Raw genomic sequence first — 24,728 nt, 5'->3', positions numbered from 1 at the left:
CGAGCCACGCCATGGCCCGCCCTCCTTCGCGCCGAGCCAGCTCCACCGACATCGCCCGCTTTCTGGGCACCAGCCGCGCCATCAGCAACCTCGCGCAGCGCAAAGCGCGCCTGATCTTCGCCATCGACGCCACCGCCAGCCGCCAACCCACCTGGAATACCGCCACGCATCTGCAGCAAGACATGTTTCGCAGCGGCAGCGGCGCCGCCAATCTCAGTCTGCAACTCTGCTACTACCGCGGATTTCACGATTTTTTTGCCAGTGAATGGCTGGCGGATGGCGACTCTCTCGCCTCGCTGATGGGCAGGGTGCACTGCGAGGGCGGCCACACCCAGATTGCCCGCCTGCTGCGCCACGCCCTGAAGGAGCACCAGGCCTCCCCCCTGCGGGCACTGGTGTTCATCGGTGATGCACTGGAAGAAAACGCCGACACACTGTGCCAGCTGGCCGGCGAATGTGGCCTGCGCAAGCTCCCCCTGTTCCTGTTTCAGGAGGGCCATGCCCGCGAGGTGGAAACCTGCTTCAGGGACATGGCGAAACTCTCCGGCGGTGCCTGGGCCCGTTTCGACAGCGCCAGCGCCGCCCTGCTGGCGGAGTTGCTGGGGGCAGTGGCCCGCTATGCCAGCGGCGGACGCGCGGCGCTGGAAAACCAGACCACCAAGGGTGCTAAACTGCTGCTTCAGCAACTCAAGCCCTGAGGGAACAGTGCCCCGTCTCATACTGCTGCTGGCGATCGCCGCCGTTGTCTACATCCTCTACCAGCGCGCCCGCCGCCAGCCGCCCCACAAGCGGCGCGCCGAGTACATCAAGCTCGGCCTGATCGTCGCGGTGATTGTGGTGATTGGCCTCACCGTCACCGGCCGCATGCACTGGATTGGCGCGGCCCTGACCGGCCTGCTGGTGGCCGTGCGGCAGATGGGCCCCACCCTGCTGCGGCTGTTCCCGATGCTGACCTCGCTCAAATCCCAGGCTCGCGGCCCCCAGCAATCGACGGTGGAAACCGCATGCCTGCGGGTTCACCTGGATCACGTCACCGGCAAACTCAGCGGGGAAGTGCTGAAAGGACCGTTTAGCGACTGGTTCCTCGACGAGATGGATCGCGGCCAGCTGGATGAACTGATGCAGTACTGCCAGCGGGAAGACAGCGACTCCGCCCAGTTGCTGGCGGGCTACGTGGAACAGCGTTTCCCCGGTAGCGACAGCGGGCAGCAGCAGACCGGGGGCGAGCAGCGCAGCGCCGACAGCGGCGGCATGACGCGCAAAGAAGCCCTGGCCATCCTCGGCCTCGGCCAGGACGCCAGCGATGACGAGATCAGCGCCGCCCACCGCAGCCTGATCCAGAAGCTGCATCCCGACCGCGGTGGCAGCGACTACCTGGCGGCGCGCATCAATGAGGCCAAGGACTTCCTGCTCGGCTAGCCAGGCCTTAAACTGCGCCCCATTCTGTCACCCCGATCCAGCAGGAGACCCTACAAGCACCATGACTGAGGTATTCGTTATCCGCAACCAGCTCGGCCACTTCTGGGGCAAGTCCAAGGCCTGGGTGGACGGCCGCGACCCGCGCGCCGTGGTGCGGGTGAAACACCAGGACGAGGGCATTAACACTCTGTTTGAACTCAGCGCCAAGGACGTGGGTCTGCGCGGCGAAGTGGTGGCGGCGGACCTGGGGCCGAAGGGCGAGCCGCTGCTGGAAGTCAGCGATATCCCCCTGCCGACCCCGCCTGAAGCCGCTGAAGACCCCGCCCCCGGTGCCGACAGTGATGCGGCTACCGCGCCGGATGAAACGCAGCAGGACGCTTGAAAAAAGCCAGCCTGCCACCATAGTTGTTTCCAGCTGTCGCGCCCGCTGGGGCGCCACAACAAACGCCACTGTGGCGACTTACACGACAACCGAGGCCCCGACATGAGAATCCTGCTGTTCCTGGCGACCAATATCGCCGTGATGGTGCTGCTGAGTATTGTTTTCAACCTGCTTGGCCTGGAGGGCATCCTCGCCGCCAACGGCGTCGACCTGAACCTCGGCCCCCTGCTGATCATGTGTGCCATGTTTGGTTTTGGCGGCTCGATGATCTCCCTGTTCCTGTCCAAGTGGATGGCCAAGCGCGGCACCGGCACCGAAATCATCGAACAGCCCCGCAGCCAGGAAGAGCGCTGGCTGGTGGACACCGTGGCGGAACTGGCGAAGGAAGCCGGCGTGGGTATGCCGGAAGTCGGTATCTTCCCCTCCCAGGCGGCCAATGCCTTCGCCACTGGCTGGAACCGCAACGCCGCCCTGGTGGCGGTAAGCGCCGGCCTGCTGCAGCGATTTTCCCGGGACGAAGTGCGCGCGGTACTGGCCCATGAAATCGGCCACGTGGCCAACGGCGACATGGTGACCCTGACCCTGATCCAGGGCGTGGTGAACACCTTCGTTATGTTCCTGGCCCGCATCATCGGCCACACGGTGGACCGGGTGGTATTCAAGACCGAGCGCGGCTACGGCCTCGGTTACTATGCAGTGACCATCGTCGCGGAACTGGTACTGGGCTTCCTCGCCAGCATGATCGTGTTCTGGTTCTCGCGCTGGCGCGAGTACCGGGCCGATGCCGCCGGTGCGCGCCTCGCCGGCAACGGCGCCATGATCGCCGCCCTGCAGCGCCTGCGGGCGGAGCAGGGCCTGCCCCAGGATATGCCCGGGGAGCTGACCGCCTTCGGTATCAGCGAACAGATGAAAGAGGGGCTGACCGGCCTGTTCCGCTCCCACCCGCCGCTGGAAGATCGCATTCGCGCCCTGGGAGGTTAATCCGCGCCAGGGCACCCGCCTGCGCTAGCCAAACTGCGCCGTCAGCAAGTCCCCGAACACATACTCGCTCATCGGCAGGACATCGATGCGGTCGAAATCGATAAAGCGGGCGCAACTGTCCATCATGGCCTGCACCCGGCGCTGTAGTTCGGCGTCGTCCGGTGCGCCATAGAAGGCGTGATCCGAGGTCATCGCTGCGGCGGGAAAGTCCTCCTCAATCATCGCATCCGGCAGCCGCTCGCCCTCGCAGAAGGCCCGCACCACCACATTCTGGCGATAGGCGAAGTTATCCTGCACGTCGATGGCCACCCGGGTGTGGCTGCCCTGCCAGACCTCCAGCCATTCGGCCCGACTGAGGCGCGGCGGCGTTTCCAGAAAGACCACCTGGCACCAGCCGGGCACCCGGCCGTCGGGGCCCGCAGGCTGGTCGCGATTCACAATGGGCTCCGCCTCGGTCACCAGCAGACAGTCGAAACGGTCGCAGGCCGTAGCGAGCAAAGCCTCCTGCCGGGCCCGGTCTCCACCGTTGTCCAGCCACAGGGATAGTACCGCGTCAGGTGCCGGCGGCAGACGCTCCACCCGTTTGGCGGCAGCGGCTGCCACCGCACTGTCCGCCACTGTCAGGCGCACGGCGCGGGTGCCCTCGCAGGCGCGCAGCGCGGGGATGATATCGGTGAGCAGGCGGTCGCGCAGGGCATCACCGGCGGAGCTCGCCCACAGGGGATAGATCAGTTTTTCCACAGTCCGCCTCCCGCTGTTGCTCCCAAACCGGCGACTCCGCTCGCCACTGATACTGTTACTTGTCCCATCGTCTCTTATCCTGTTCTGCTAGCGGTCGCCGCACGGTGACCGTTGAAGGTCAAGGTTCGCGCCGAGTTAAGCAAATGCCACTGGCACGCTCAATCACCGCGCCGGCAAAGGCGAAGCGCGACTGCTCTGTTGAACCGGGTACACACTCGCGCTGTCATAACTGGCGAGATATGCTCGCCGTATGCAAGGAGGCCCGATGCCAGACAGTTCACATCCCACCCTGTTTTTGTTGTTTGCCCGACCATTGCGCCAGCTCGGCCTGTTGACCGCCATGCTGCTTGCGGTCACGGTGCCCGGCGCAGTCAACGCCGCCCCGGACTACCTCAGCTTTGCCACCGAGGACGAGGCGAACAGCACCGAGATATTCTCCAGGGCCAGTCCGGCAGTGGTCTATGTCACCAACAAGGCACTGCGGCGGGACTTCTTTTCCCTCAATGTGCACGAGATTCCGCGCGGCTCCGGCACCGGATTCGTGTGGGACGACAACGGCCTGATCGTCACCAACTTCCATGTCATTGCCGGCGCCCATCGCCTGACCGTGACCCTGCAGGACCAGAGTGAACACGATGCCGAAGTGGTCGGCATTGCCCCCGAGAAGGACCTGGCGGTACTGCGCATCCAGGAGCCACCGGCGGATCTGGTCACTCTGCCGCTGGGGGACTCTTCAGAGCTGACCGTGGGCCGCAAGGTGCTGGCCATCGGCAACCCCTTCGGCCTGGACACCACCCTTACCACCGGCGTGGTCAGCGCCCTGGGGCGGGAAATCCAGGCACCCAGCAATCGCACCATTCGCGGCGTGATCCAGACCGACGCCGCCATCAACCCGGGTAATTCCGGCGGGCCACTGCTCAATTCTCTGGGCCAGCTGATCGGCGTCAATACCGCCATCTACAGCCCCAGCGGTGCCAGTGCGGGCATCGGCTTTGCCATACCGGTGAACACGGTGCGCGAGGTGGTGCCGCAACTGATCGCCTACGGCCGCATTCAGCGCCCCGCCATGGGCCTGGAACTGGCCAGCGATCGCTGGGTGCAGCGCTACCGCATGGAAGGGCTGCCGGTGGTACGGGTGTACCCCGGTATGCCGGCGGCCAACGCCGGGATTCGCGGCGCCTTCCGCAACAGCCGCGGCGAAATCAGCCTGGGGGACATAATCACCGCCATCGACGGGCGCGAGATCCGTTCCAACGACGATTTTCTCAGCGTGCTGGAAAAGCACCGCCCCGGCGACAAAGTCGAAGTTGAGGTGCGCAACGGCGACGACCAGCGCAAAGTTACCGTAGAGTTGAGCGCCCAGAACTGAACCGTCCCGGGCGCACCGCCTGCATAGCCAGCCGCGGCTACCCTCGCCGGCCTCGCATCAGGACAGGGTCCCGCCATCCACCCGGATGTCTTCACCGGTAATGTGGATGGCGTCCTCCGAAGCCAGCATGGCGATCACCCCGCTGATGGCCTCCGGCCCCTTCGCACCGCTGATCGATACGATGCGCGGCATCAGGTCGAAGTCCATGGTGGCAGGCCATTCGATACCTTCGGTCATGCCGGAGTTGATATCGCCGGGACACACGCAGTTGGCCCGCACCCCCTGCTTGGCGAAGTCGATGGCGATGCTGCGGGTCATGGCCAGCACCGCGCCCTTGCTGGCGGAGTAGGCGGTCCCGCAGGGCAGGCCGGCGAGCGCCGCCGTGGAAGCCGCGTTAACAATACTGCCGCCGCTGTCGATCAGGTGCGGCAGGGCTTCGCGACAGAACAGCATGGTACCGGTGACATTGACGTCCAGCACTTTCTGCCACTTGCCGAGCTCGATCTCGCGGGTGTCATCGAAGCGCAGGATGCCCGCCATGTTGATCACTGCATAGAGGCTGCCGTAGTGCGCGACACAGGCGGCCACGCAATCGATCACCTGCTGCTCGTTACTGACATCGCAGGCGTGGGCCGTGGCCTCGCCGCCGGCGTCACGTATCTGCTGGGCGGTGCCCTCGGCGCTCGCCTGATCCAGGTCCACACAGAACAGGCTGCCGCCCTCGGCGGCAATGCGCAGGGCACTGCCCTGGCCAATCCCGCTGCCGGCACCCGTCACCAGCACTACCTTGTTTTCAAATCGACGCATCGTTGCGCTCCTTGTTGTTATCAACGAAAGCAATTGTGGCGTCGCCAGCATGGCCGCGGCGGCAGGACAGGTCAACGTGGCCCGGTTCGCGGCACTGTACCGCGCGGCGGGGAGTGGCCAGCCGGCGAGCGGGGGTGCTGTATTGTCAGCGCGGGTGACTGCTATGGTCATTGCCTCGCTCGCCCCGGCCGCTATGCTGGCCCATTACGTTTTGCCCACCACAGGAGATATCGCAACCGTGGAGCAACTGGAAACCTTCCGCACCGAAGTGCGGCAGTGGCTGCAGGACAACTGCCCCGAGAGCCAGCGCAGCCTGGCCAGCCCCGAAGAACAATACTGGGGCGGACGCCGGGGCCAGTTCGCCAGCGAAGACGCACGCCTCTGGTTTGAGCGCATGCGCGAGCGCGGCTGGACTGCGCCGGAGTGGCCGCAGGCCTACGGCGGTGGCGGCCTCGACCCGCAGGAGGCGCGCATCCTGAAGGAGGAGATGAAACGTATCCGCGCGCGCACGCCGCTGTACAGTCTCGGCATCTGGATGCTCGGGCCGGCCCTGCTGGAATACGGTAACGAAGCCCAGAAACAGGAGCACATCCGCGCTATCGTCAACGGCGAGATCCGCTGGTGCCAGGGCTATTCCGAGCCCGGGTCCGGCTCCGACCTCGCCAGCCTGCAGACCCGGGCCGAGGACATGGGCGACCACTACCTGGTCAACGGCTCCAAGATCTGGACCACCAACGCCGACAAGTCCGACTGGATTTTCTGCCTGGTGCGCACTGACCCCGTGGCCAAGAAGCAGGAGGGCATCAGCTTCCTGTTGATCGATATGGCGTCACCGGGGGTCAGCGTTACCCCGATCGAACTGATCAGCGGCGAGTCCGAGTTCTGCCAGACCTTCTTCGACAATGTGAAGGTGCCCAAGGAAAACCTGGTGGGCGAGCTGAACAAGGGCTGGTCCATCGCCAAGGCCCTGCTGGTGCACGAGCGCAAGCTGATGTCCGAGATGGGCAGCGACTCGCCCCGCGAACAGGTACCGCCCACAGTGGCCGCGCGCGAGTACCTGGCATTCAGGGACGGTAAAATCGCCGACGCCCAACTGCGCTCGGATCTGGTCGACTACGAAATGCAGATGCAGGCCATCGCCCTGACCCACTTCCGCACCTTCGAAGAGCGCGCCGCAAAAGTGCAGAGCGCCGCGCCACTGGTGATGAAATACGCCGGCACCGAGGCGGAAAAGATCAAGAGCGAGTTACTGCTGGCGATCATGGGCAGTCGCGGCCTGGGCTGGGAAGGCGAGGGCTTCAGCGCCTCGGAGCTGGACACCCTGCGGCTGTGGGCCATGTCCAAGGCGATGACCATCGCCGGCGGCACCTCCGAAGTGCAGCTCAACGTGATCGCGAAAAACGTACTACAACTCCCCCAGTCCTGAGGGCGCGCAAGGAAACATCATGGCATTGGTATTGAATGAAGAGCAGCGCCTGCTGCAGGACACCGCGCGGGATTTCCTGTCCCGGCGCGCCCCGGTGGAAGCCCTGCGCAAACTGCGCGATACCCGCGACGACACCGGCTACGACCCGGCCCTGTGGCGGGACATGTGTGAGCTGGGCTGGGCCAGCATTACCCTGCCCGAAGCCTACGGCGGCCTGGAGTTCGGCTTCGCCGGCCTCGGCCTGGTGATTGAGGAAAGCGGGCGCACCCTCACCGCCTCCCCGCTGTTTGCCAGCGCGGTACTGGGCGCCTCCGCCATTCTGCTGGGTGGCGACGAAGCCCAGAAGGAGCAGTGGCTGCCGGCCATCGCCGCCGGCGAAATGACCACCGCGCTGGCCCTGGAAGAAGGCCCCCACCATCGCCCCCACCACATCGAAACCACCCTCACCCCCGCCGCTGACGGCTATACACTGAACGGCAGCAAGTGCTTCGTTCTCGATGGCCACAGCGCCGACCAGCTCCTCGTCGTCGCGCGCAGCCGTGGAGAATCCGACAGCCGCGAAGGCCTCAGCCTGGTGCTGGTGCCCCGCGATGCCGCGGGCGTCACGGTGCAGCGCACGATCATGGCCGACAGCCGCAACGCCGCCAATATCCGCTTCGAGCAGGTCAATGTGCCCGCCGATGCCGTGATTGGCGAGACCGGCGCCGCATGGCCGGTGCTGGAACAGGTACTCGACCGCGGCCGGGTGGCCATGGCGGCAGAGATGCTGGGCCTGGCAAAGGAAAGCTTCGAGCGCACCGTGGCCTACCTCAAGGAGCGCAAACAGTTCGGCGCCCTGATCGGCAGTTTCCAGGCCCTTCAGCACCGCGCGGCCCAGATTCAGGTAGAGCTGGAACTGTGCCAGTCGGTGGTACTGCAGGCGCTGTCCGCGGTGGACGAGCAACCTGAACAACTGCCGCTGATGGCCAGCCTGGCCAAGGCCAAACTGAACGAACTGGCCAAACGGGTGACCAATGAAGCGGTGCAGATGCACGGCGGGATCGGTGTCACTGACGAACTGGAAATCGGCTTCTTCCTGAAGCGGGCCCGCGCGGCGATGCAGATTCTCGGCGACACCGGTTTCCACAAGGACCGCTACGCCAGCCTGTGCGGCTACTGAGGCCGCGCACAATCCATCAACCACAACCGCAACAATAAGAGGAAGCAGCAATGGAAACAGCCGACAAACTGGCCGCCGTCGATCGCTATATCGAGGCCTTTGAAAAGGCCGATCTCGGCATGATTCGCGCGCTCTACGCCGACGACGCCGTGGTGGAAGATCCGGTGGGCACCGATCCCCACCGCGGTATTGAAGCCATTTGCGCCTTTTATGAAGGCGCCCTGGGCGCCGGCGCCAAGCTGGCCCTCAGCGGCACCCCGCGCTGCGCCGGCAATGCCGTGGCCTTCCCCTTCCAGGTCATCCTGCCCGGCATGAAGATGGACGTGATCGACGTGTTCGAGTTCAACGACGCCGGCAAGGTGGTTTCAATGCGCGCCTACTGGGGCCCGGAAAACGCCATCCCGGGTTAACGCTCTTACCCGGCGGGTACCCTGTACCCGCCATCCCTGCTCACCACTTGCTGCCACACCTGCGCTATCCCCCCTGTCGCCTTTGCAGGCGCGGATGCGATGCCTGGCATTCAGCGGCCTTGACATGCACGCCGAAGGTGCTAATTTATTAGCAGTATGCTAATAAATTAGCAGGAGCAAAGATGGCCCAGGGCGGTCAACAACTCAGTCGCAGGGAACGGCAGATCATGGACCTGCTGTACGAACTCGGTCGCGCCTCGGCGCGCGACATCCACGCCGCCCTCCCCAGCGCCCCCAGCTACTCCGCCGTGCGCGCTCTGCTCGCCATCCTGGTCGACAAAGGCCAGGTCACCTTCCAGCAGGAGGGCTCGCGCTATATCTATGCACCGGCGCAGCCCCTCACCAGCGCCCGCCAGGGGGCCCTGAGGCGTCTGGTAAAAACCTTCTTTGGCGGCTCCACCCACAGTGCGGCCAACGCTCTGCTGGGGCTGGGAGCCGACGATCTGGCGGACGAAGAACTGGACGAACTCGCCGCCCTTATCGAGCGCGAACGCGCCCGCCGGCGCGAGTAGCTACCCGTGAGCGGATGGATCGAGTTACTCGCTTTCTCGACCCCATCGCCGGGCGGGCTGGCACTGTTGTTTGCCAAAGCGCTGTTAATCCTGACCATCGGTGCCCTGCTCGCCAGTGACCTCGGCATGAGCTCCGCGGCAGTGCGCCACCGAGCCCCCTTTGCCACCCTGCTGTGTCTGGTCGGCCTGCCCGTGCTCAGCGCCTGGGCACCGCAGTGGTCGCTTCCCCTGCTGCCGGCCAGTGCCACCGGGCCCGCCTCGCTTCTCGCAGACACTGTCCTGCTTATCTATCTTGGCGGTGCCGCTGCCAGGGCGAGCCACCTGGCATGGGAAATGGCGAAGCTGCTGCGCGTTACCGTCACCGCCGGTCCGGCGGACGCCGCCTGGTATGCACTGCTGGCAGGCCGGCATAGTCCCCTGCCGGCCCGGTTGCGCATTCTGACCAGCGACAGGGTCGATAGCCCGATGACCTGGGGCTGGCTGCACCCGGTCATCCTGGTGCCGGCCTACTCGCACCTGACCAAAGTCGAACGCGCCATGGTACTGGATCACGAGCTGGCGCATATCCGCCGCGGCGACTGGCTGACCCATCTGCTGGGCCAGATTGCCGGCGTGCTGTACTGGCCCATACCAGGCCTGCGCCAGGCCCTCGCCCAGCTCGCACTGGAATCGGAACAGGCCTGCGACAACCACGTCCTGGCCGCTCGACACTCACCCCCGGACTACGCCGCACTGCTACTCGCGCAGGCCCGCCACCCCCGCCAGCTGGCGGCGGTATCCCTCAGCCGGCAACCGGACCTGGCACTGCGCATCCGCAATATCTGCTCGCCGGGCCTCGACCACTCCGACAGCACCACCGGCTGGCCCTGGCTGATCCCGCTGAGCCTCGCCCTGATCCTGCCGCTGGCCGGGCTCAACCCGACGTCTATAAACGGCAGCGTCACTTTCAGCCCCGCTCAACAACAGGTCACGCTGCAGTTGCTGGCCGGGCCGACGCCAACGGCGCTCCCCTTCGCGCGACTCCCCGAGCGCATTCCACCAGCGGCGAAAATGCCAGCCCTGACGCTGGAGGTAAACCGTGCAGACTATCGGCTGGCAAAGCAACTGCCTGCCACGCTGCACAACGCCCTCCCATCCGGGGCAGTAGAACCGCTAATTCAGCTCGATCTGCAACGCTCACCGGTCTCCGATCGTCCCCCCTGACTCACCCGATCCACACCAACCTGCAACACACCTATCACACAACCATCATCCCGCTGACGACAGGAGGCTGGCGGACTGCCCGCGACAAGCCGCTGCCCGGAGGAATCGACCATGTATGTTCAAAGCTACGCACCGCAACTGCTGCAACGCCTCGGCGCAGCCGGCCTCGCCGCCCTGGTGACCGCTGCCCTGTTTTTAATAATGCAATCATTGATCGCCACCGACCTACCGGAATTACCGGCAGTTGAGCGAACCTATTTCAACCCGTTCATGGAGCGCCCGGAGCCACCCAAAGTGGAAGAGAAACAAACGCCGGAAAAGCCGGCAGAACCGGAAACTCCACCGCAATGGGAAACGCCCAGCAACACGAGTGACGTGGCAATAAACACAGCCATCGATACCACGCGCTTCATACCGGATACCGCAGTGGGCCGCATCGATTCCGGGGCCGGCACCTCGACCATCGTGCCGGTATTTCGCATTGCACCGGACTACCCGCAATCCGCCCTGCGCCGCGGTATTGAAGGGCATGTTGACCTGATCTTTGATGTGGCGGCCAGTGGTCGCACGGAAAATATCCGGGTACTGGATGCACAGCCCCAGGGCGTGTTCGAACGCGCCGCCATACAGACCCTGGCGAAATGGAAGTACAAGGCCCCGGTGCAGGACGGAATTCCCTATGGCCAGCGCGACATGACCACGCGCATCACCTTCCAGCTGGAGCAGTGAGGCCCTCCCCTTTACCGCAGCTATACCTGCAGACCAGCCAATTAAACCCGCGGGCGGTGGTGGCGCGCCGGCGTCCGACGCGCGCGCGGATGGTGCTAAGCTTGCCGGCCGCAAAACACTCACCTGGAGGGCCCTGTGAAACCAGGCCTTTGGAAATGGGCGCTTGCCGCCGCCATTGGCGTTATCGCCACAATCCAGTTTATCCCGCCGGCTCCATTGGCCCTGCCCGCCGAACTGCCTGCCGCAGAACGGACAGAGCACCGCCTGCTGGCGTTCGAGGGCATCGATAACTTCCGCGATCTCGGCGGCTACCGCACCGCGGACGGCCGCCAGTTGCGCTGGGGCGCCCTGTATCGCGCCGGCGACCTGTCAGAGGCCAGCCGCTTCGACCTGGAACAACTACAGCGCCTGCAATTGCAGACCCTGATCGACTTCCGCTCCCAGCTCGAGAAAGACGCGGCACCCGACCGCCTGCCGCAGAATCCCGCATTTGACGTAATCAGTATTCCCACCCTGGACGATGGCAACTCGGCCATGGTCCAGGAAATCAAGGAGCGCTTCGAAAGCGGCAACTTCGAGGGCTTTGACCCCGGCGCCCTGATGACCCGGGCCAACCGGCAATTCGCCTTCGAGTTCACCCCCCAGTTCCGTCAGTTTATCCACGCCGTGCGCGACGCCGGGGGCGAACCGGTGCTGTGGCACTGCACCGCGGGCAAGGACCGCACCGGCTTTGCCGCCGCCATCCTGTTGGAGATTCTGGGTGTGCCGCGGGAAACCATCATTCGGGACTACCTGCTCAGCGACAGTATCTCGCTTGAGGCTCACAGCCGCGACCTGATGCTGGCGCGCCTGTTCAAGGGTGAGGAGGCAGCGCAGCAGATCGCCATCATGATGGGGGTACAACGGCCCTGGATCGAAGCGGCCTTCGCCAGCATCGATGAGCACTGGGGCGATTTCGATACCTATGTGCGCGAAGGCCTGGAACTCAGCGAGTCAGACGTGCTCACCCTGCAGGCCAGCCTCCTGCAATAAAGTCGCCGGGAGCGCACGGTAACCGCCCCGACACCACAGGTGGCCGGGGCGGCACTTCCAGGCGCCTACTGGTTCAGCGCACGCAGCATCCACGCGGTTTTTTCGTGAATGCGCATGCGGTCCGACACCAGCGCCGCGGTAGATTCGTCGTCGCCGTCCTGGGCCAGCTTGAGCACATCGCGGCAGGTCTTCACCACCTGCTCATGGCCGCGGGTCAGCAGATCCACCATGACTTCCGCCGCCGGCACGCCCTCCACCTCATCGATGGCACTGAGACGGGAAAACTCCTTGTAAGTCCCCGGTGCCGGCACATCCAGCGTGCGGATGCGCTCGGCGATCTCATCCACCGCGGTGGCCAGCTCCGTGTAGTGCTCTTCAAACATCAGGTGCAATTCGCGGAACTTAGGGCCGGTCACATTCCAGTGGAAGTTGTGGGTTTGCAGGTAGAGGGTATAGGAATCGGCCAGCAGGCGTTTCAGTCCGTCTGCAATCTGCTCGCGATCCCTGGCGGTGATGCCGATATCGATAGTGGTCATTGGGTCAGCGCTCCTTTGTAGGCGCCACCAGCGCTGCATGACCTGGCTGGCGTGCCGATGTTTGCCGTGAAGGTACACGGGACATGCCTTGAGAGTGCCACACTCCAACGGCAGTCGACAATCGTTGCAGGCCCGTCTTCTTCGCAGGCCAGCTGGAACAGGATGAAGCAGCGACCGGCGGGACGGCGACAGTTTGTGGCAGCGCCAATAGCGGCTAGACTGGTGTCAGTGCAAACTATCGGAGTAGAAGCCTGAGCCTGTACAGCCAAGTTATTGCCGCCCTCGCCGTGTTGTTCTACCTCACGGCCGTGTTCTGTGCCGTCGATGCCATCATCCGTGTCCGCACTGCCCAGGGCGCAATCGCATGGGCCCTGTCACTGCTGACCATTCCCTACCTGGCCCTGCCCTGCTACCTCATTTTCGGGCGCAACAAATTCGCTGGCTACCTGGAGCAACGCCGGGAAATCGCCCACGAAACACGGGAACTGCTGCAGCGCACCCACAACGCCCTCGACGACTACCTGATTGGCTATTCCGATGAGCTGCCGCTGTACAACAGCCTCTACAATCTCAGTCGCACACCGGCCACCAGCGGCAACCGCATCGAGTTGCTGGTCAACGGGCAGGCCACCTTCAAGAGCATTCTCGACGGGCTGGAGACCGCCACGGACTACATCCTGATCGAGTTTTACATCATACGGGACGACAATCTCGGTGCGCGCTTCACCCGCATTCTGTCGCAGAAGGCCCAGCAGGGCGTGCGGGTCCACCTGCTCTACGACGAGATCGGCAGCCGCAATTTCCACCGCACACGCATGTGCAAGCAGCTACTGAAAACCGGCGTTGAGGTGGCAGCGTTCAACACCACCCAGGGCCGCCGCAACCGCTTCCAGCTCAACTTCCGCAACCACCGGAAAATCGTGGTGGTGGACGGCAAGCAAGCCTGGGTGGGAGGCCACAACATCGGCGATGAATACCTGGGCCTGAACAAACGCCGCGGCTTCTGGCGCGACACCCACGCCCGCCTCGAGGGGCCTGCTGTTCTGGGTGTGGAACTTGCCTTCGCCACCGACTGGCGCTGGGCCACGCGCAAACCGCTGGAAATACAGCACCAGCTGGAACCGCCGCGCTGTGGCAACAGCGATGTGCTGGTGTTCGCCTCGGACCCGGCCAGCACGCTGGAAGAGGCGGGGCTGATGTTCCACCAGGTCATTGTGGAGGCGCGCTACCGTATCTGGATCGCCAGCCCCTACTTTGTGCCGGACCGGGGCATCATCTCGGCACTGCAATTGGCGGCACTACGCGGGGTGGATGTACGCCTGATTATTCCCGACGAACCCGACGGCCCGCTGGTGGGCCTGGCCAACTGGGCTTTCACCCGCGAGCTGCTACCCGCGGGCGTTAAACTCTACCGCTATCAGGGCGGCTTTATGCACCAGAAGGTGCTGCTGATGGACAACAAGGTGGCGGGCATCGGCACGGCCAATTTCGACAACCGCTCTTTCCGCCTCAATTTCGAGATCACGCTGCTGGTGCACGATGAGCACTTCTGTGTGGAGATCGAGGAAATGCTGGAGGACGATATCGCCCACAGCCACCGGGTCACGCCAGAGGAGATTGCCGACAAACCACTGTGGTTTACCTTTGCCACCGGGGTGGCGCGGTTGTTTTCGCCGATTCTCTGACTGACTTTTGTCGGCCCTTGCTCAGCGGATTGTTGCTGCGAGACTCAAAAGTCTGAAGTGCAGGTACTTCGTAGGGCCGGGCGCGATCCGGAAGGGCATCGGGTGCCCTGCGTGCGGCATCCAAACTACACCAGCCGACTCCCGCCAATCTCAAGTAACCGCCATTTCCAGCGATCAATCCCGCCACGCCGCCGGATCAATATCCAGGTCAGCATAATCTTCCACGCGCAGCTTCGGCTCGCCACCCGCCGCAAGCTGGCTATCGTAATCCGCCAGCAAGCGCATCCCGATACGGAACATCCACACCAGCCCCACCAGGTTGACCAGGCCCAGCAGGCCCATGGTCAGGTCGGCAAAACCAAACACCGTACCCAGATCCTGCATCGAGCCCCAGAGAATGAGGCCCAGCACCAGTACCCGGAACCCGTTGAACAGCGTTTGATTCTCCTCGCTGAAGAAATTCAGGCTGTTCTCGCCGAGGTAGTAGTTGTACATGATCGAGCTGAAGGCAAACAGCACCAGCGCCACACTGACAAAGCCCGCCCCCCAGCTGCCGACATGGCTGGCCAGTGCGTTCTGGGTCAGGGCCACGCCGGCCACACCCTCGGCGCCAGGCTGGTAGACATCCGACAGCAGGATAATCAAGGCGGTGCAGGTGCACATGATCACCGTGTCGATAAACACCGAGAAAGCCTGCACCACACCCTGCTTGGCCGGGTGCGACACCGCCGCTACCGCCGCCACATTGGGGGCACTGCCCAGGCCAGCTTCGTTACTGAACAGGCCCCGCTTCACTCCTTGCATCAGGGCCACGCCGAGACCGCCGCCCACCGCGGAATCCAGGCCGAAGGCGCTCTGCACAATCAGCCCCAGCATGGCGGGAATGCGTTCGATATTCAGTCCCAGCACCAGCAGTGCCGCCAGCAGGTAGCCCAGCGCCATGACCGGCACCACGATCTCCGCCACCGCGGCAATGCGGCGGATACCGCCGAAGAAAATCACCCCCAGCAGCGCCACCATCAGCAGGCCGCTGGCCCAGGTGGGCACGCCGAAGGAGGACTCCAGTGAGCTGGCCACCACGTAGGACTGCACGCCGTTAAAACAGAGCCCGAAGGTGACCAGCAGCAACACCGAGTAAATGATCGCCAGCCAGCGCTGGCGAATACCGTGGGTCAGGTAGTAGGCGGGGCCGCCGCGGAAGCCACCGTCGGGCTCGCGACGCTTGAACAGCTGCGCCAGGGAACATTCGAAGAAGCTGGTGGCCATGCCCATCAGGCCGATGACCCACATCCAGAACACGGCACCGGGGCCGCCGAGGGTGATCGCCACCGCCACGCCGGCAATATTGCCGCTGCCGACCCGGCCGGCCACGCTCACCACCAGCGCCTGGAAGGAGCTGACCTGCCCCTTTTCGTGATGCAGACCCTCCGCCAATACGCCGAACATGCGACCGAAGTAGCGGAACTGCACAGCGCGGGAGGCGATGGTGTAGAGCAGGCCCACCGCCACCAGCACCACCACCAGTATCTGGCCCCAGAGAAAGTCGTTTACCGCTGCGAGCATGATGCCTCCCGGGGCATTGTCAGTTGCGTCACCTTCAGCCTGATACGCCCAGGATGAAAATAATGGCCAGGGCCGGCGGCACCACGAAGCGAATCAGGAAGTGCCAGACGCTGAAGCCAAGTCCGTTCAATGTAGTCAGTTCGTCGCGGCTGTGGGCGCGCTTGACCGCCCAGCCGGCGAAGATGGCAATGAACAGTCCCCCCAACGGCAACAGCACCTGGTTGGAGAAGTAGTCCATGGTGTCATTGAAGTTCATGCCACCAAAGCGCAGGCCTTCCAGCACGTTGTAGGACAGGATGCTGATAACGCTGAGCAGGGCCACCGAGCCCACTACCAGCACCGCGCTCTTGTGACGGCTGAACCCGAAGCGGCCCTCGATCCAGGCGTTCACCGATTCGATCAGCCCCACCATGGAGGTGATGCCCGCCACGGCCAGCATGGTGAAGAACAGCACGCTGAACAAATGGCCACCCGGCATCTGGGCGAAGGCCACCGGCAGAGTCTGGAAAATCAGGCCGGGGCCGGCCGCCGGGTCGAGACCGTAGTTGAAAACGGCCGGGAAAATCACCAGGCCGGCCAGCAGGGCCACCGTGGTGTCGGCGATGACAACGATAAACACTGACTGGGTAATGGAGATGCTGCGCGGCAGGTAGGAGCCGTAGGTCATCATGCCGCCCATGGCCACGCCGATGGAGAAGAAGGCCTGGCCGATCGCCGCCAGCACCGCTTCCGGGCCGATCTTGCTGAAGTCAGGGGTAAACAGGTAGTCCAGCGCGTCATCGAAGCCGCCGGCGAAATAGTTGTAGCCGGCAAGACCGACCAACAGCACAAACATCAGCGGCATCATCACGCTCACCGCGCGTTCGATGCCGTCCTTCACCCCGGAGAAAATAATGAAGCCGGTGATCGCGAGGCCCACCAGGGTCCAGAACAGCATGCCGATATTGCTGTCGAGAACGGAGGCGAACTCGCCGGCCGCCGCCGTGGCGTCGACATCGACGAAACCGGTGGTAACGGCCTTGTACAAATACCAGAGTACCCAGCCGACGATGCCGGCGTAGACAATCTCGATGGTAAACGCCGCCAGCAGTCCCATGCCGCCGACCCACTGCCACTGCCGGCTGCGGCCGCTCTCCACGGCGACATTTGCCATGGCATCCGGGGGGCTGCCCTGGCCTCTGCGGCCAATAAGCAGCTCCGCCATCAGGATGGGTACGCCGATGCCGAAGGCACAGGCCAGATAGACAATTACAAAAGCGGCGCCACCGTTTTCACCGGTGACATAGGGGAAGCGCCAGATATTGCCGAGGCCCACCGCAAAGCCAACAGAGGCCATCAAAAATGCAAATCGGGAGGACCAGTGCTCCCCGCTGGCTGTCGCCATAAAACTCTCCGAAACTATTGTTATTCACCCCCTGCGGGGCAGACAGGCGCAAGTCTACATCAAAACCCGGGGCCGCTTCAGTCCGGGCGCAACGCAAACCACCTGCCGGAAGGCCGCATCAGTCCTCCATCAGGTCGAACTCGGATTTGGCAATACCGCAGTCCGGGCACTCCCAGTCGTCGGGGATATCCTCCCAGCGTGTGCCGGCGGGAATGCCGTCGTCCGGCAGGCCTTCGGCCTCATCGTAGATAAAGCCGCAGATGACACACTCGTACTTGCGATAGGGGGCAGCAGACATGGAACTTCTCCTCGTGTTTTGTTGTGTGGGGTGAAACCGGTTACAGGGCACCGGTCAGTGTGAGGTGGTAGCCGTTGCCATCGGGGCGCGCCATCAGCGACAGCCCCTGCTGCAGGGCCGGGTCCAGCGCGCCCTGTTCCGCCCGGATGCGGATATCGACGCGATAGTCCTGCCCCGCCAGGCTGGCATCGCCGACGGCCTGCACCGGCCCGGCCAGGGTAATCACCTCTGCCGCCAGCGCGGTATCGGCGTCGGGCTGGTTAAAATCGAGGGCGTAACTGCCGAGGGCAATGCGCCCCTGGGGCGCAGTCCAGGCGCCGTGCTCCCACACCAGTCGCCCCCTGGCGCCCGCGGGGCGGGCGTCGCGTATGCGCAGGTAGTCCGCCTGCAGGGAGAAGCCGCCATCCACCGCCAGCGGTGCCAGCTGGCGCAGCAGGCTGGCATCGGCGCGGGCGGAAAGCTGGCTCAGGCCGATATCGTTCACGCCGTGTATTTTCACGCGGCCCGACGCGTGCTGGCCACCCCACTGGCTGTCGAAGTCCAGGGCCGGGGCCAGGGTTAGCAGTGACAGGGGGCGCAATTGCCACTCCACGCGGCCCAGTTGCAGGGGGCCGGCGGCGGTTTGCAGCAGGCAGCGGCTGGCACTGCCCCGCCAGAGCGTGCCGCTGAGTCCATCCAGCTGCACCTGGCCGGCGGGCAGCACCGCGGGCAGCAAACGCGCCGGAGCGCCCACAATCAGGAAGACCAGCAATAACAGCAGCAGGGCGGCCAGCGCCGCAAAACGTGCCATAGCCTATTCGCCCTGGCCCAGACGAACCGTGGCATCGATCCGCCCGGCGCTGCCGGACTGGGTCAACGACAGTTCCCGCACCAGCAGCGCCTGGCCGAACTCCACCTCGTACAGCCAGCCCGCCAGGGCCGCGTACTCGACGCCTTCAAAACGCACCTGGATCTCGCCGCGGCTGTTGGGCTGCAACCGGCTGACCGCCAGCCCCGCCGCCGCGGTCGTCTGGTTCACCAGGCTGGTCAGGTTGCGGCGCTGGGGGGCACCGTCTCCGCCTTCGCGCAACGCCAGGATCTCCGACACCATGGTATCCACCCGCTGTAGCGACGCCGCGGTGGCGGCGTTGCGAGCCTGCATGTCGTCGCGCCGGGCGTCCAGCGGTTTCCACAACAGCATAAAGGCCAGGTAAAGCAGCAGGGCGATGGCCATCACCAGTAGGCTGAGCTGCTCGCGGGCACTGAAACGTGCAAACCACTGGTTCATCCCTTGCCCTCCACGCGAATACGGGCGCGCACCCCGTCGCCCTGGGCGTTGCTGCTCTCCATGGTGGCGTTGAGCCCACTGGCATTGATACCGGCGCGGATACGCTCCACGCTCTCATAGTCGCTGGCCACGATATTCATGCGCATCTCGCCGCCGCGATCGCTGTAGTTGAGGCTGGCCAGGCGCGCGCCAGGCTCGCCCTCCAGGACCTGTCCCACCCGGTCCAGCAGGGGCACGAAGGCGCCGCCGCCACCGGTGCCGCGCAGTGCATCCAGTTGTCGCTTTAGCAGTAATTCCGGTTCATTCACCACACCCTGAGGACTGACTTGGCGATAACTGGCCTCCCGCGCCGCGCGCAGGTTGAGGTTTTCCGCGGCCAGGGAGCGATAGTCGAGCCAGGTCGCCAGCAGTTGCAGGCAGAATACCGCGGCGAAAACCGAGGCCACCAGGCGCCACTCCTGCCACCAGCGCTGCAGGGGCAGGCGCGCGGCATAGCTGCCCTGGCAGAGATTCAGGGCCGGCGGCGTATCCACCAGCATCAGGGCGCTGCACAGGTTGCCGCGACGCCAGCGGGCGCGCGACTGCAGGACCGCCGGCAGCAGCGCGCAGTCTTCGGCCTGGTCGCTGCCGTAGACAATGACCGCTTCCGGCTCACCTTCCGCCAGGGCGGCCTCCAGCAACAGCGGCAACAGCGCGCGTTCGCAACCGAAACCGGCGCAGACTCCGCTGCGCAACACCGCCTGATCGCCTTCCAGCAACAGGCACCACTCCCCCGCCTGCCAGGGCAGCAGCAGCGGTTCCGGCAACCAGTGATTGACGGTAGCGCCCAGCGGCGCCAGGTGTTCACGCCAGCCTTCCATGTGCTGGTGACGACACAGCGCCACGGCATAGTGCAGCGGCTCCAGCGCCAGGGTGGCAAAATGCAGTGCGTCGATATCCTCGGCCACCTGCTCTTCCAGCATGAAAGGCAGGGACCGCGCCAGGTGCTTCTTCTCCTCGGCGCTGATGCTCAGGTCCAGCAGCCGCACCTCGGCGGCGGGCGCGGCAAAACACAGCCCCCAGCGATTGCGGGCCGCCTGTTCGCCAAACTCCCGCAGGGCATCCTCGCTGTCCAGCGACAAGGCCTGCTCCCCCGCTCCTGGCGGATAGCACAGCAGTTGCTCGTCGAGGAGCCGGATTACGGCAATATTCTGCAAGGACACATTCTCCGATCAGGGCAAATCACAGGCCATGCGGCTTGTATTGAGCGCTTGTCTATCATCTTCTACAACTCGCCAGCCGAGCGCGCCCGGGATTCCACCCGCCGCTGATTGCGGTGCAGCACACTGTACAAGTGGCGGTTGCGGTCGGCAACTTCCGCCACCGCGCTGAGAAGGAACCATTCGCTTTTCTCTCCCAGCAGGGTTCGCAGCTGGTCGGTCGCCCGCTCGGCGTACAGCGGCTGCCCGAGAAAAGCATCGACATCGGCAAAGCCCGCCTCCCCGCGCAGTTCGACCATCGCCTGGGCCTGTTCCGGCGCCAGCGGGCTGAGGTCATCATCGGCGTTCAGGCTCTGCAATACGCGCGCCGGCGCGGTGTGGATATTGAGCTTGCTGCGGCCCTCCAGAGGCCACACTGTCACCCAGGGCGCCAGGGCCCGATACAGCTCCGGCGTGATGTTGGCCACCGCCCGCAATTCCGACACACTGGACAGGCGACGGTTGGCCGCGCGATAGGCCGGCTCCCGGCCGAAGTAGTAGTCGTCCTCGGCCCCGAAGGGGCGGGGAATATTGTCGCTGTCCATCCAGTCGAGCACCGCGTCGGTGACCGCGGCGGCCTCCTGCTGGGACAGGGCCGGTTCCTCGAAGGTCTGGAGCAGGCGAATAAACTGCGCCTGTACCGGGGTATAGCGCGGGACAGCGCCGGGGTCGCCCTCTTCCCCCCCCGGCCCCTGCGGCGTACTGCCACCATCCAGCAGGTTGTTCAGGTTGAAGCGGCCCTGCAGATCTTCGATGATGAAGAACCGGCCGGCGTTCTGCGGATCGGGGCGCAAGCCGCGCATCTGGCCGCTGCCGTCGTCCAGCATGAAGGGCAGCCTGGACTTCGCCCACTCCTCGGTGAGGTCATCCCGCGACGTCTCTGCCGCCTTGTCCATGTCGTAGTCCAGCACCAGGGCCAGCGCGGCCAGGTCCTCCGCCCCGCGCAGGTAGGCGTAGCCCTGCTCCGCCAGGAAGCTGTTGGCACCGCGCTGGAGGAACAGTTCGAAATCGGCCTTCATCGCCACAATCAGGGTGGCGCAGATGGCGAACACCAGCAGGGCGATCACCAGCGCCGCGCCGGATTGCTGGCGGGGACGATGGATGCCAGCCTGCGCTGGCATGACAGCACAGGAAGCACGGCCGTCGCAACGAGTGCCGATGGCAGCGCTCACTGACGTACCCGCTCCCGGCATTAGCTGATCAGTACGGCGGCAGGACATAGAGTCGTCTCAGTTCGCCGTAGTCTTCCAGTTCCAGCAGGACTTCCAGCGCCACCGGCGGTGGCAACGGCACATCCGGCTGGCTCAGGTTGGCCACCCAGTTTTCCGGCCAGGCGCGGGTGTCCACCTCGGTGCCCCGGCTCGCCGGGTTGAGGGCGTCGATATCGCGCAGGAACAGCAGACGCAGGTCAGTCACCCCGTCGAGCAGTCGCACCCGCTGGGGTTCGGTGTTTGCCGCACGATCCAGTACCGGATAGGACTCGCGCCAGAGGGCTTCATCCTCCAGCACATAATTCACCCGCTCCAGCGAGCTGCGGGGATGCCCGCGCGAGTTGTACCACCCGGCGCGGGTCAGGCTGAGCATAAAGCGCGCGGCGGGGCCGCCCTGCAGGGCCGGCTCCAGGTCGCCGAATTCATCGCGCAGCGGGCGATTGGCAAACTGGCGGATGTCCCGCGACAGCAAGGTCAGGGCGCGGTTGATCTCCCAGGTGCGGTCGGCCTGGGCGCGGCTGCGCTCAACGCCGGTCATCACCGTGCTGAGGCCGGTATAGGCCGCGGCGGCAATAAACGCGGAAATGGCCAGCGCAATCAGCACTTCCACCAGGGTGAAGCCGCCGGCCCGGCGCGAATACGACAGGCGGCTAGGGCTCATCGGCCACCGGCTCCTGGTCTGCGCTTTCGATCTCCGCCGACATAAAAGCGTTCAGGGTATACAGGGCCGGGCCGCTGGTGTTGTTCTCGCCGCGGCGCACCTCGATCTCGATACGCTGGAAGGATTGCACGGGGGTGCTACTGCTGCGAATCTGCCAGCTCCAGTCGCGGCCGGCCAGTTCGCTGCCTCCGCTCTCCTCTCCCTGCAGCAGATTGCCGCGGGCCTGGCTGAGCAGGCGCAATTCCGCCAGCTTGTTGGCGGCGACAATCTGCGCCATGGACTTGTCCCGCAGGTGTTCGGTACCGTCCACCTGCTGGTACAGCGCCATGATCAGTGCTGGCAGGGCCAGCGCCACCACGGCCAGGGCTACCATCACCTCCACCAGGGTGAAGCCGCTGCTGCGGGTTTCAGTCGTCATTGTCATCCCGCTGGCTGGCCTCGCCGCGGGGCAGCAATTCACCGCGGCCCAGCAGATCCCACTGCAGGCGCCACAGCAGGCTGTCGTCGCTGCGCCGGCGCACATCGATTTCACCGGGGCTGGCTTCACCGCTGGCGTAGAACACGATCTGCGGGGCCGCTGTGGCCGGGTCCGCGGGAGACAGCAGTTCCCCGTCCACCTGCCCTTCCATGCGCAGCAGCAGTGCCACTTCGGGGTCGAAGTCGCGGTCCTCGAACAGGTCCTCGCCGCTGTCCGGCAGGCGCCAGCCCTCCGGGCGCAGCTGGCGCCAGCCGTAGCGATAGACAGTCTCGCCATCCACATCCACCCGTTGCAACAGCAGGCCGTGATCGAGGCCGCTCATCTGCGCCTCTTCCAGGGCGAAGGCATTGGTGTCGAGCAGGGTCTGCAGCTGCGCCTCGAGCCCCCGGTCCCAGCCCCCGGAGCCCACGTTGAGGGTGGCCAGGGAGGTCACCAGTACGATCACAAACAGGGCAACCAGCAGCTCCAGCAGGCTGAAGCCCCGCTGGCGGGGGCCGTGCATACCTTATTCCTCTTCCTTCCAGTTACCGAAGTCGGCGTTCTGGCCTTCGCCGCCGGACAGTCCATCGGCGCCGAGGGTGTAGATGTCGACTTCGCCATTCTCACCCGGACTCAGGTAAAGATAGGGCCGCCCCCAGGGGTCCTGCGGCACTTCTGCCAGGTAGCCGCCCTCTTTGAAATTGCGCGGTTCCGGCGACAGGGTACTGGGCTTGACCAGCGCCTCCAGGCCCTGCTCGGTAGTGGGGTAGACGTAGTTGTCCAGGCGGTAGATTTTCAGCGCCGTCTCTATCGCCTTGAAGTCAGCGTAGACCTTCTGCACCCGGGCCTCGTCGGCGCGGTTCAACACCGTGGGAGCCACCACGCTGATCAGCAGGCCCATGATTACCAGCACCACCAGAATCTCCACCAGGGAGAAACCGCGATTGCCTCGGCGCATTGAAAAATTGCTCATAGTGCTATCTCACCATTGTGTTCAGATCAAAAATCGGCAGCAGGATGGCGAGGACAATGGTCAGCACCATCACACCCATAAAGACCACCAGCAGGGGCTCCAGCAGGCTCATCATCGTACCGAGGGTCATCTCCAGCTCCCTCTCCTGGTTGGTGGCGGAGCGCTCCAGCATGGTTTCCAGCTCGCCGCTGGTCTCGCCGGAAGCCACCATGTGCACCATCATCGGCGGGAAGCGGCCGTTCTCGCGCAGGGCCCGGTTGAGGCTGGAGCCCTCCTGCACCCGCTCCGCCACCGCCGCGCTGTCGTCGCGCAGCACCAGGTTGGTCAGCACCTGGCCGGCGATACGCAGGGACTCCAGCAACGGCACCCCGCTGGCCATCAGGATGCTCAGGGTCGAGGCGAAGCGGGCGGTGTCCATCGCTATCACCAGCCGCGAAATCCCCGGGATGCGCAGTTGCAGCCGGTGCCAGCGTTTGCGCCGGGCCGGATCGCGCAACAGCCGCCGCAGACCGATCACCAGCGCCGTCAATGCTACCAGCACGTAGAGCGCGTAATCGCGGAAAAAGTCCGAGGTGGCAATGAGGATCTTGGTCAGCAGCGGCAACTCGCGCTTGGAGTGGGCGAAGATACCCACCAGCTCCGGCACCACGAACACCATCAGTGCCACCACCACGGCAATCGCCACCCCGATCAGGATAAAGGGGTAGATCATCGCCATTTTCAGCTTCTGGGCGGTGTACTGGCGCTGCTCGTTGTAGTCGGCGAGTTGCTCCAGCACCGGCCCGAGATAGCCGGCGTGCTCACCCGCATTGACCATGGCCCGGTACATGTCGTTAAACACCGCAGGAAACTCGCCCATGGCGTAGGCCAGGGTGTGGCCCTCTGCCACCCGCGAGCGCACCTGCAGCAGCAGGCCCTTGGTGCGTGCCTTGCGGCTCTGCTCCGCCGCAGCCTGCAGGCACTCGTCCAGCGGCAGGTTGGATTGCACCAGGGTGGCCAGCTGACGGGTCAGCAGGGCCAGCTCGGAGACGCTGATGCGCGGCTGGAACAGGTTGAAGCGAAACCTTGGCGTATTGGCGGCCTGGCGGTTGGCCACTGCCACTTCCACCGGGCGCAGCTTCTGGCCGCGCAACTGGTTGCGCACCTGGCGCTCGGAGTCGCCCTCGACAACGCCCTTGACCAGTTTGCCGCCGGGGTTCAGCGCCTTGTAGCGGTACGCAGTCAC

At 64.7% G+C, this 24,728-nt stretch carries 28 protein-coding genes; 13 read left to right on the top strand and 15 right to left on the bottom strand.

The window, feature by feature from the left end; all coding sequences use genetic code 11:
- Window positions 1-11: 11 nt before the first annotated feature.
- The 4 genes from FVW59_RS03690 (at window position 12) to htpX (ending at window position 2,782) form a co-directional block, all read left to right on the top strand.
- Window positions 12-698, top strand: a complete 687-nt coding sequence (locus FVW59_RS03690) for a VWA domain-containing protein (protein WP_148062852.1) — start codon at window positions 12-14, stop codon at window positions 696-698.
- Window positions 699-705: 7 nt separating this feature from the next.
- Complete coding sequence (locus FVW59_RS03685; protein ID WP_148062851.1) at window positions 706-1,419, top strand: DnaJ domain-containing protein; 714 nt, start codon at window positions 706-708, stop codon at window positions 1,417-1,419.
- A 61-nt stretch (window positions 1,420-1,480) separates the two neighbouring features.
- Complete coding sequence (locus FVW59_RS03680) at window positions 1,481-1,801, top strand: hypothetical protein (protein WP_148062850.1); 321 nt, start codon at window positions 1,481-1,483, stop codon at window positions 1,799-1,801.
- Window positions 1,802-1,903: 102 nt separating this feature from the next.
- The gene (gene htpX / locus FVW59_RS03675; RefSeq protein WP_148062849.1) at window positions 1,904-2,782 is read left to right on the top strand and encodes a protease HtpX; all 879 of its coding nucleotides are present in this window, start codon (window positions 1,904-1,906) and stop codon (window positions 2,780-2,782) included.
- A 24-nt stretch (window positions 2,783-2,806) separates the two neighbouring features.
- Here htpX and FVW59_RS03670 read toward each other — a convergent pair whose 3' ends face one another.
- A complete protein-coding gene (locus FVW59_RS03670; protein ID WP_187275736.1) occupies window positions 2,807-3,523 on the bottom strand; it encodes an EthD domain-containing protein in 717 nt (238 codons plus the stop codon).
- Between the two features lie 265 nt (window positions 3,524-3,788).
- Between FVW59_RS03670 and FVW59_RS03665 the strand changes: the two genes are divergently transcribed.
- Window positions 3,789-4,892, top strand: a complete 1,104-nt coding sequence (locus tag FVW59_RS03665) for a S1C family serine protease (RefSeq protein WP_425468392.1) — start codon at window positions 3,789-3,791, stop codon at window positions 4,890-4,892.
- A gap of 57 nt (window positions 4,893-4,949) precedes the next feature.
- Here FVW59_RS03665 and FVW59_RS03660 read toward each other — a convergent pair whose 3' ends face one another.
- Window positions 4,950-5,699 carry an SDR family NAD(P)-dependent oxidoreductase gene (locus FVW59_RS03660; RefSeq protein WP_187275735.1) on the bottom strand — a complete coding sequence of 250 codons (750 nt, stop codon included), beginning with the start codon at window positions 5,697-5,699 and terminating at the stop codon, window positions 4,950-4,952.
- Window positions 5,700-5,937: 238 nt separating this feature from the next.
- Here FVW59_RS03660 and FVW59_RS03655 point away from each other — a divergent pair, with 238 nt between their 5' ends.
- From FVW59_RS03655 to FVW59_RS03625, 7 genes are all read left to right on the top strand, one after another.
- Window positions 5,938-7,125: an acyl-CoA dehydrogenase family protein gene (locus tag FVW59_RS03655; RefSeq protein WP_187275734.1), complete on the top strand. Its 1,188-nt coding sequence runs from the start codon at window positions 5,938-5,940 to the stop codon at window positions 7,123-7,125.
- Window positions 7,126-7,144: 19 nt separating this feature from the next.
- Window positions 7,145-8,284: an acyl-CoA dehydrogenase family protein gene (locus tag FVW59_RS03650; protein ID WP_148062846.1), complete on the top strand. Its 1,140-nt coding sequence runs from the start codon at window positions 7,145-7,147 to the stop codon at window positions 8,282-8,284.
- A 50-nt stretch (window positions 8,285-8,334) separates the two neighbouring features.
- Window positions 8,335-8,694, top strand: a complete 360-nt coding sequence (locus FVW59_RS03645; RefSeq protein WP_148062845.1) for a nuclear transport factor 2 family protein — start codon at window positions 8,335-8,337, stop codon at window positions 8,692-8,694.
- Between the two features lie 182 nt (window positions 8,695-8,876).
- Entirely contained in the window at window positions 8,877-9,266 is a 390-nt protein-coding gene (locus FVW59_RS03640) for a BlaI/MecI/CopY family transcriptional regulator (protein ID WP_148062844.1), read from the top strand.
- A gap of 6 nt (window positions 9,267-9,272) precedes the next feature.
- A complete protein-coding gene (locus tag FVW59_RS03635) occupies window positions 9,273-10,469 on the top strand; it encodes a M56 family metallopeptidase (protein ID WP_148062843.1) in 1,197 nt (398 codons plus the stop codon).
- Window positions 10,470-10,580: 111 nt separating this feature from the next.
- Window positions 10,581-11,198 carry an energy transducer TonB gene (locus FVW59_RS03630; protein WP_148062842.1) on the top strand — a complete coding sequence of 206 codons (618 nt, stop codon included), beginning with the start codon at window positions 10,581-10,583 and terminating at the stop codon, window positions 11,196-11,198.
- A 135-nt stretch (window positions 11,199-11,333) separates the two neighbouring features.
- The gene (locus tag FVW59_RS03625; protein ID WP_187275733.1) at window positions 11,334-12,230 is read left to right on the top strand and encodes a tyrosine-protein phosphatase; all 897 of its coding nucleotides are present in this window, start codon (window positions 11,334-11,336) and stop codon (window positions 12,228-12,230) included.
- A 65-nt stretch (window positions 12,231-12,295) separates the two neighbouring features.
- On the opposite strand, the gene FVW59_RS03620 is transcribed toward FVW59_RS03625, so the two are convergent.
- The gene (locus tag FVW59_RS03620; RefSeq protein WP_148062840.1) at window positions 12,296-12,766 is read right to left on the bottom strand and encodes a Dps family protein; all 471 of its coding nucleotides are present in this window, start codon (window positions 12,764-12,766) and stop codon (window positions 12,296-12,298) included.
- Window positions 12,767-13,053: 287 nt separating this feature from the next.
- Between FVW59_RS03620 and cls the strand changes: the two genes are divergently transcribed.
- Window positions 13,054-14,451: a cardiolipin synthase gene (gene cls, locus FVW59_RS03615; protein ID WP_246139611.1), complete on the top strand. Its 1,398-nt coding sequence runs from the start codon at window positions 13,054-13,056 to the stop codon at window positions 14,449-14,451.
- Between the two features lie 174 nt (window positions 14,452-14,625).
- Here cls and FVW59_RS03610 read toward each other — a convergent pair whose 3' ends face one another.
- From FVW59_RS03610 to gspF, 12 genes are all read right to left on the bottom strand, one after another.
- Window positions 14,626-16,014, bottom strand: coding sequence for an alanine/glycine:cation symporter family protein (locus FVW59_RS03610; RefSeq protein WP_148062838.1), 1,389 nt, complete (start codon window positions 16,012-16,014; stop codon window positions 14,626-14,628).
- 34 nt (window positions 16,015-16,048) lie between these two features.
- A complete protein-coding gene (locus tag FVW59_RS03605) occupies window positions 16,049-17,398 on the bottom strand; it encodes a sodium-dependent transporter (protein WP_148062837.1) in 1,350 nt (449 codons plus the stop codon).
- Window positions 17,399-17,516: 118 nt separating this feature from the next.
- On the bottom strand, window positions 17,517-17,696 hold the full coding sequence (locus FVW59_RS03600) for a rubredoxin (RefSeq protein ID WP_148062836.1): 180 nt from the start codon (window positions 17,694-17,696) through the stop codon (window positions 17,517-17,519).
- A 40-nt stretch (window positions 17,697-17,736) separates the two neighbouring features.
- The gene (locus FVW59_RS03595; protein WP_148062835.1) at window positions 17,737-18,486 is read right to left on the bottom strand and encodes a type II secretion system protein N; all 750 of its coding nucleotides are present in this window, start codon (window positions 18,484-18,486) and stop codon (window positions 17,737-17,739) included.
- Between the two features lie 3 nt (window positions 18,487-18,489).
- Window positions 18,490-18,963, bottom strand: a complete 474-nt coding sequence (gspM, locus tag FVW59_RS03590; RefSeq protein WP_148062834.1) for a type II secretion system protein GspM — start codon at window positions 18,961-18,963, stop codon at window positions 18,490-18,492.
- Window positions 18,960-20,159, bottom strand: a complete 1,200-nt coding sequence (gspL, locus tag FVW59_RS03585; RefSeq protein WP_187275732.1) for a type II secretion system protein GspL — start codon at window positions 20,157-20,159, stop codon at window positions 18,960-18,962. The genes gspM and gspL overlap by 4 nt, the downstream gene beginning before the upstream one ends.
- A 68-nt stretch (window positions 20,160-20,227) precedes the next feature.
- A complete protein-coding gene (gene gspK, locus FVW59_RS03580; protein WP_187275731.1) occupies window positions 20,228-21,322 on the bottom strand; it encodes a type II secretion system minor pseudopilin GspK in 1,095 nt (364 codons plus the stop codon).
- A 79-nt stretch (window positions 21,323-21,401) separates the two neighbouring features.
- Window positions 21,402-22,073, bottom strand: coding sequence for a type II secretion system minor pseudopilin GspJ (gspJ, locus tag FVW59_RS03575; RefSeq protein WP_148062831.1), 672 nt, complete (start codon window positions 22,071-22,073; stop codon window positions 21,402-21,404).
- Window positions 22,063-22,491, bottom strand: a complete 429-nt coding sequence (gspI, locus tag FVW59_RS03570; RefSeq protein ID WP_148062830.1) for a type II secretion system minor pseudopilin GspI — start codon at window positions 22,489-22,491, stop codon at window positions 22,063-22,065. The genes gspJ and gspI overlap by 11 nt, the downstream gene beginning before the upstream one ends.
- The gene (locus FVW59_RS03565) at window positions 22,481-23,053 is read right to left on the bottom strand and encodes a GspH/FimT family pseudopilin (RefSeq protein WP_148062829.1); all 573 of its coding nucleotides are present in this window, start codon (window positions 23,051-23,053) and stop codon (window positions 22,481-22,483) included. The genes gspI and FVW59_RS03565 overlap by 11 nt, the downstream gene beginning before the upstream one ends.
- Before the next feature lie 3 nt (window positions 23,054-23,056).
- Window positions 23,057-23,503 (bottom strand): type II secretion system major pseudopilin GspG, encoded by a 447-nt coding sequence (gspG, locus tag FVW59_RS03560; protein ID WP_425468391.1) that lies wholly within the window; start codon window positions 23,501-23,503, stop codon window positions 23,057-23,059.
- A 4-nt stretch (window positions 23,504-23,507) separates the two neighbouring features.
- Window positions 23,508-24,728 (bottom strand): type II secretion system inner membrane protein GspF, encoded by a 1,221-nt coding sequence (gene gspF, locus FVW59_RS03555; RefSeq protein WP_148062828.1) that lies wholly within the window; start codon window positions 24,726-24,728, stop codon window positions 23,508-23,510.

Source organism: Parahaliea aestuarii (assembly GCF_008064635.1).
GTDB classification, from domain to species: domain Bacteria; phylum Pseudomonadota; class Gammaproteobacteria; order Pseudomonadales; family Halieaceae; genus Parahaliea; species Parahaliea aestuarii.
Note: the sequence above shows the minus strand (reverse complement) of the source record. Positions and strands in the feature narration are given on the sequence as shown.

What these genes read in the sequence shown, in the direction of transcription:
- FVW59_RS03565 (WP_148062829.1), bottom strand. Translation starts at nt 23,053, where the DNA reads ATGCACGGCCCCCGCCAGCGGGGCTTCAGCCTGCTGGAGCTGCTGGTT.
- FVW59_RS03610 (WP_148062838.1), bottom strand. Translation starts at nt 16,014, where the DNA reads ATGCTCGCAGCGGTAAACGACTTTCTCTGGGGCCAGATACTGGTGGTG.
- FVW59_RS03630 (WP_148062842.1), top strand. Translation starts at nt 10,581, where the DNA reads ATGTATGTTCAAAGCTACGCACCGCAACTGCTGCAACGCCTCGGCGCA.
- gspJ (WP_148062831.1), bottom strand. Translation starts at nt 22,073, where the DNA reads ATGAGCCCTAGCCGCCTGTCGTATTCGCGCCGGGCCGGCGGCTTCACC.
- FVW59_RS03605 (WP_148062837.1), bottom strand. Translation starts at nt 17,398, where the DNA reads ATGGCGACAGCCAGCGGGGAGCACTGGTCCTCCCGATTTGCATTTTTG.
- gspM (WP_148062834.1), bottom strand. Translation starts at nt 18,963, where the DNA reads ATGAACCAGTGGTTTGCACGTTTCAGTGCCCGCGAGCAGCTCAGCCTA.
- FVW59_RS03620 (WP_148062840.1), bottom strand. Translation starts at nt 12,766, where the DNA reads ATGACCACTATCGATATCGGCATCACCGCCAGGGATCGCGAGCAGATT.
- FVW59_RS03595 (WP_148062835.1), bottom strand. Translation starts at nt 18,486, where the DNA reads ATGGCACGTTTTGCGGCGCTGGCCGCCCTGCTGCTGTTATTGCTGGTC.
- FVW59_RS03640 (WP_148062844.1), top strand. Translation starts at nt 8,877, where the DNA reads ATGGCCCAGGGCGGTCAACAACTCAGTCGCAGGGAACGGCAGATCATG.
- htpX (WP_148062849.1), top strand. Translation starts at nt 1,904, where the DNA reads ATGAGAATCCTGCTGTTCCTGGCGACCAATATCGCCGTGATGGTGCTG.
- FVW59_RS03600 (WP_148062836.1), bottom strand. Translation starts at nt 17,696, where the DNA reads ATGTCTGCTGCCCCCTATCGCAAGTACGAGTGTGTCATCTGCGGCTTT.
- FVW59_RS03680 (WP_148062850.1), top strand. Translation starts at nt 1,481, where the DNA reads ATGACTGAGGTATTCGTTATCCGCAACCAGCTCGGCCACTTCTGGGGC.
- gspG (WP_425468391.1), bottom strand. Translation starts at nt 23,503, where the DNA reads ATGAGCAATTTTTCAATGCGCCGAGGCAATCGCGGTTTCTCCCTGGTG.
- FVW59_RS03690 (WP_148062852.1), top strand. Translation starts at nt 12, where the DNA reads ATGGCCCGCCCTCCTTCGCGCCGAGCCAGCTCCACCGACATCGCCCGC.
- FVW59_RS03650 (WP_148062846.1), top strand. Translation starts at nt 7,145, where the DNA reads ATGGCATTGGTATTGAATGAAGAGCAGCGCCTGCTGCAGGACACCGCG.
- FVW59_RS03645 (WP_148062845.1), top strand. Translation starts at nt 8,335, where the DNA reads ATGGAAACAGCCGACAAACTGGCCGCCGTCGATCGCTATATCGAGGCC.
- FVW59_RS03660 (WP_187275735.1), bottom strand. Translation starts at nt 5,699, where the DNA reads ATGCGTCGATTTGAAAACAAGGTAGTGCTGGTGACGGGTGCCGGCAGC.
- gspI (WP_148062830.1), bottom strand. Translation starts at nt 22,491, where the DNA reads ATGACGACTGAAACCCGCAGCAGCGGCTTCACCCTGGTGGAGGTGATG.
- FVW59_RS03665 (WP_425468392.1), top strand. Translation starts at nt 3,789, where the DNA reads ATGCCAGACAGTTCACATCCCACCCTGTTTTTGTTGTTTGCCCGACCA.
- gspK (WP_187275731.1), bottom strand. Translation starts at nt 21,322, where the DNA reads ATGCCAGCGCAGGCTGGCATCCATCGTCCCCGCCAGCAATCCGGCGCG.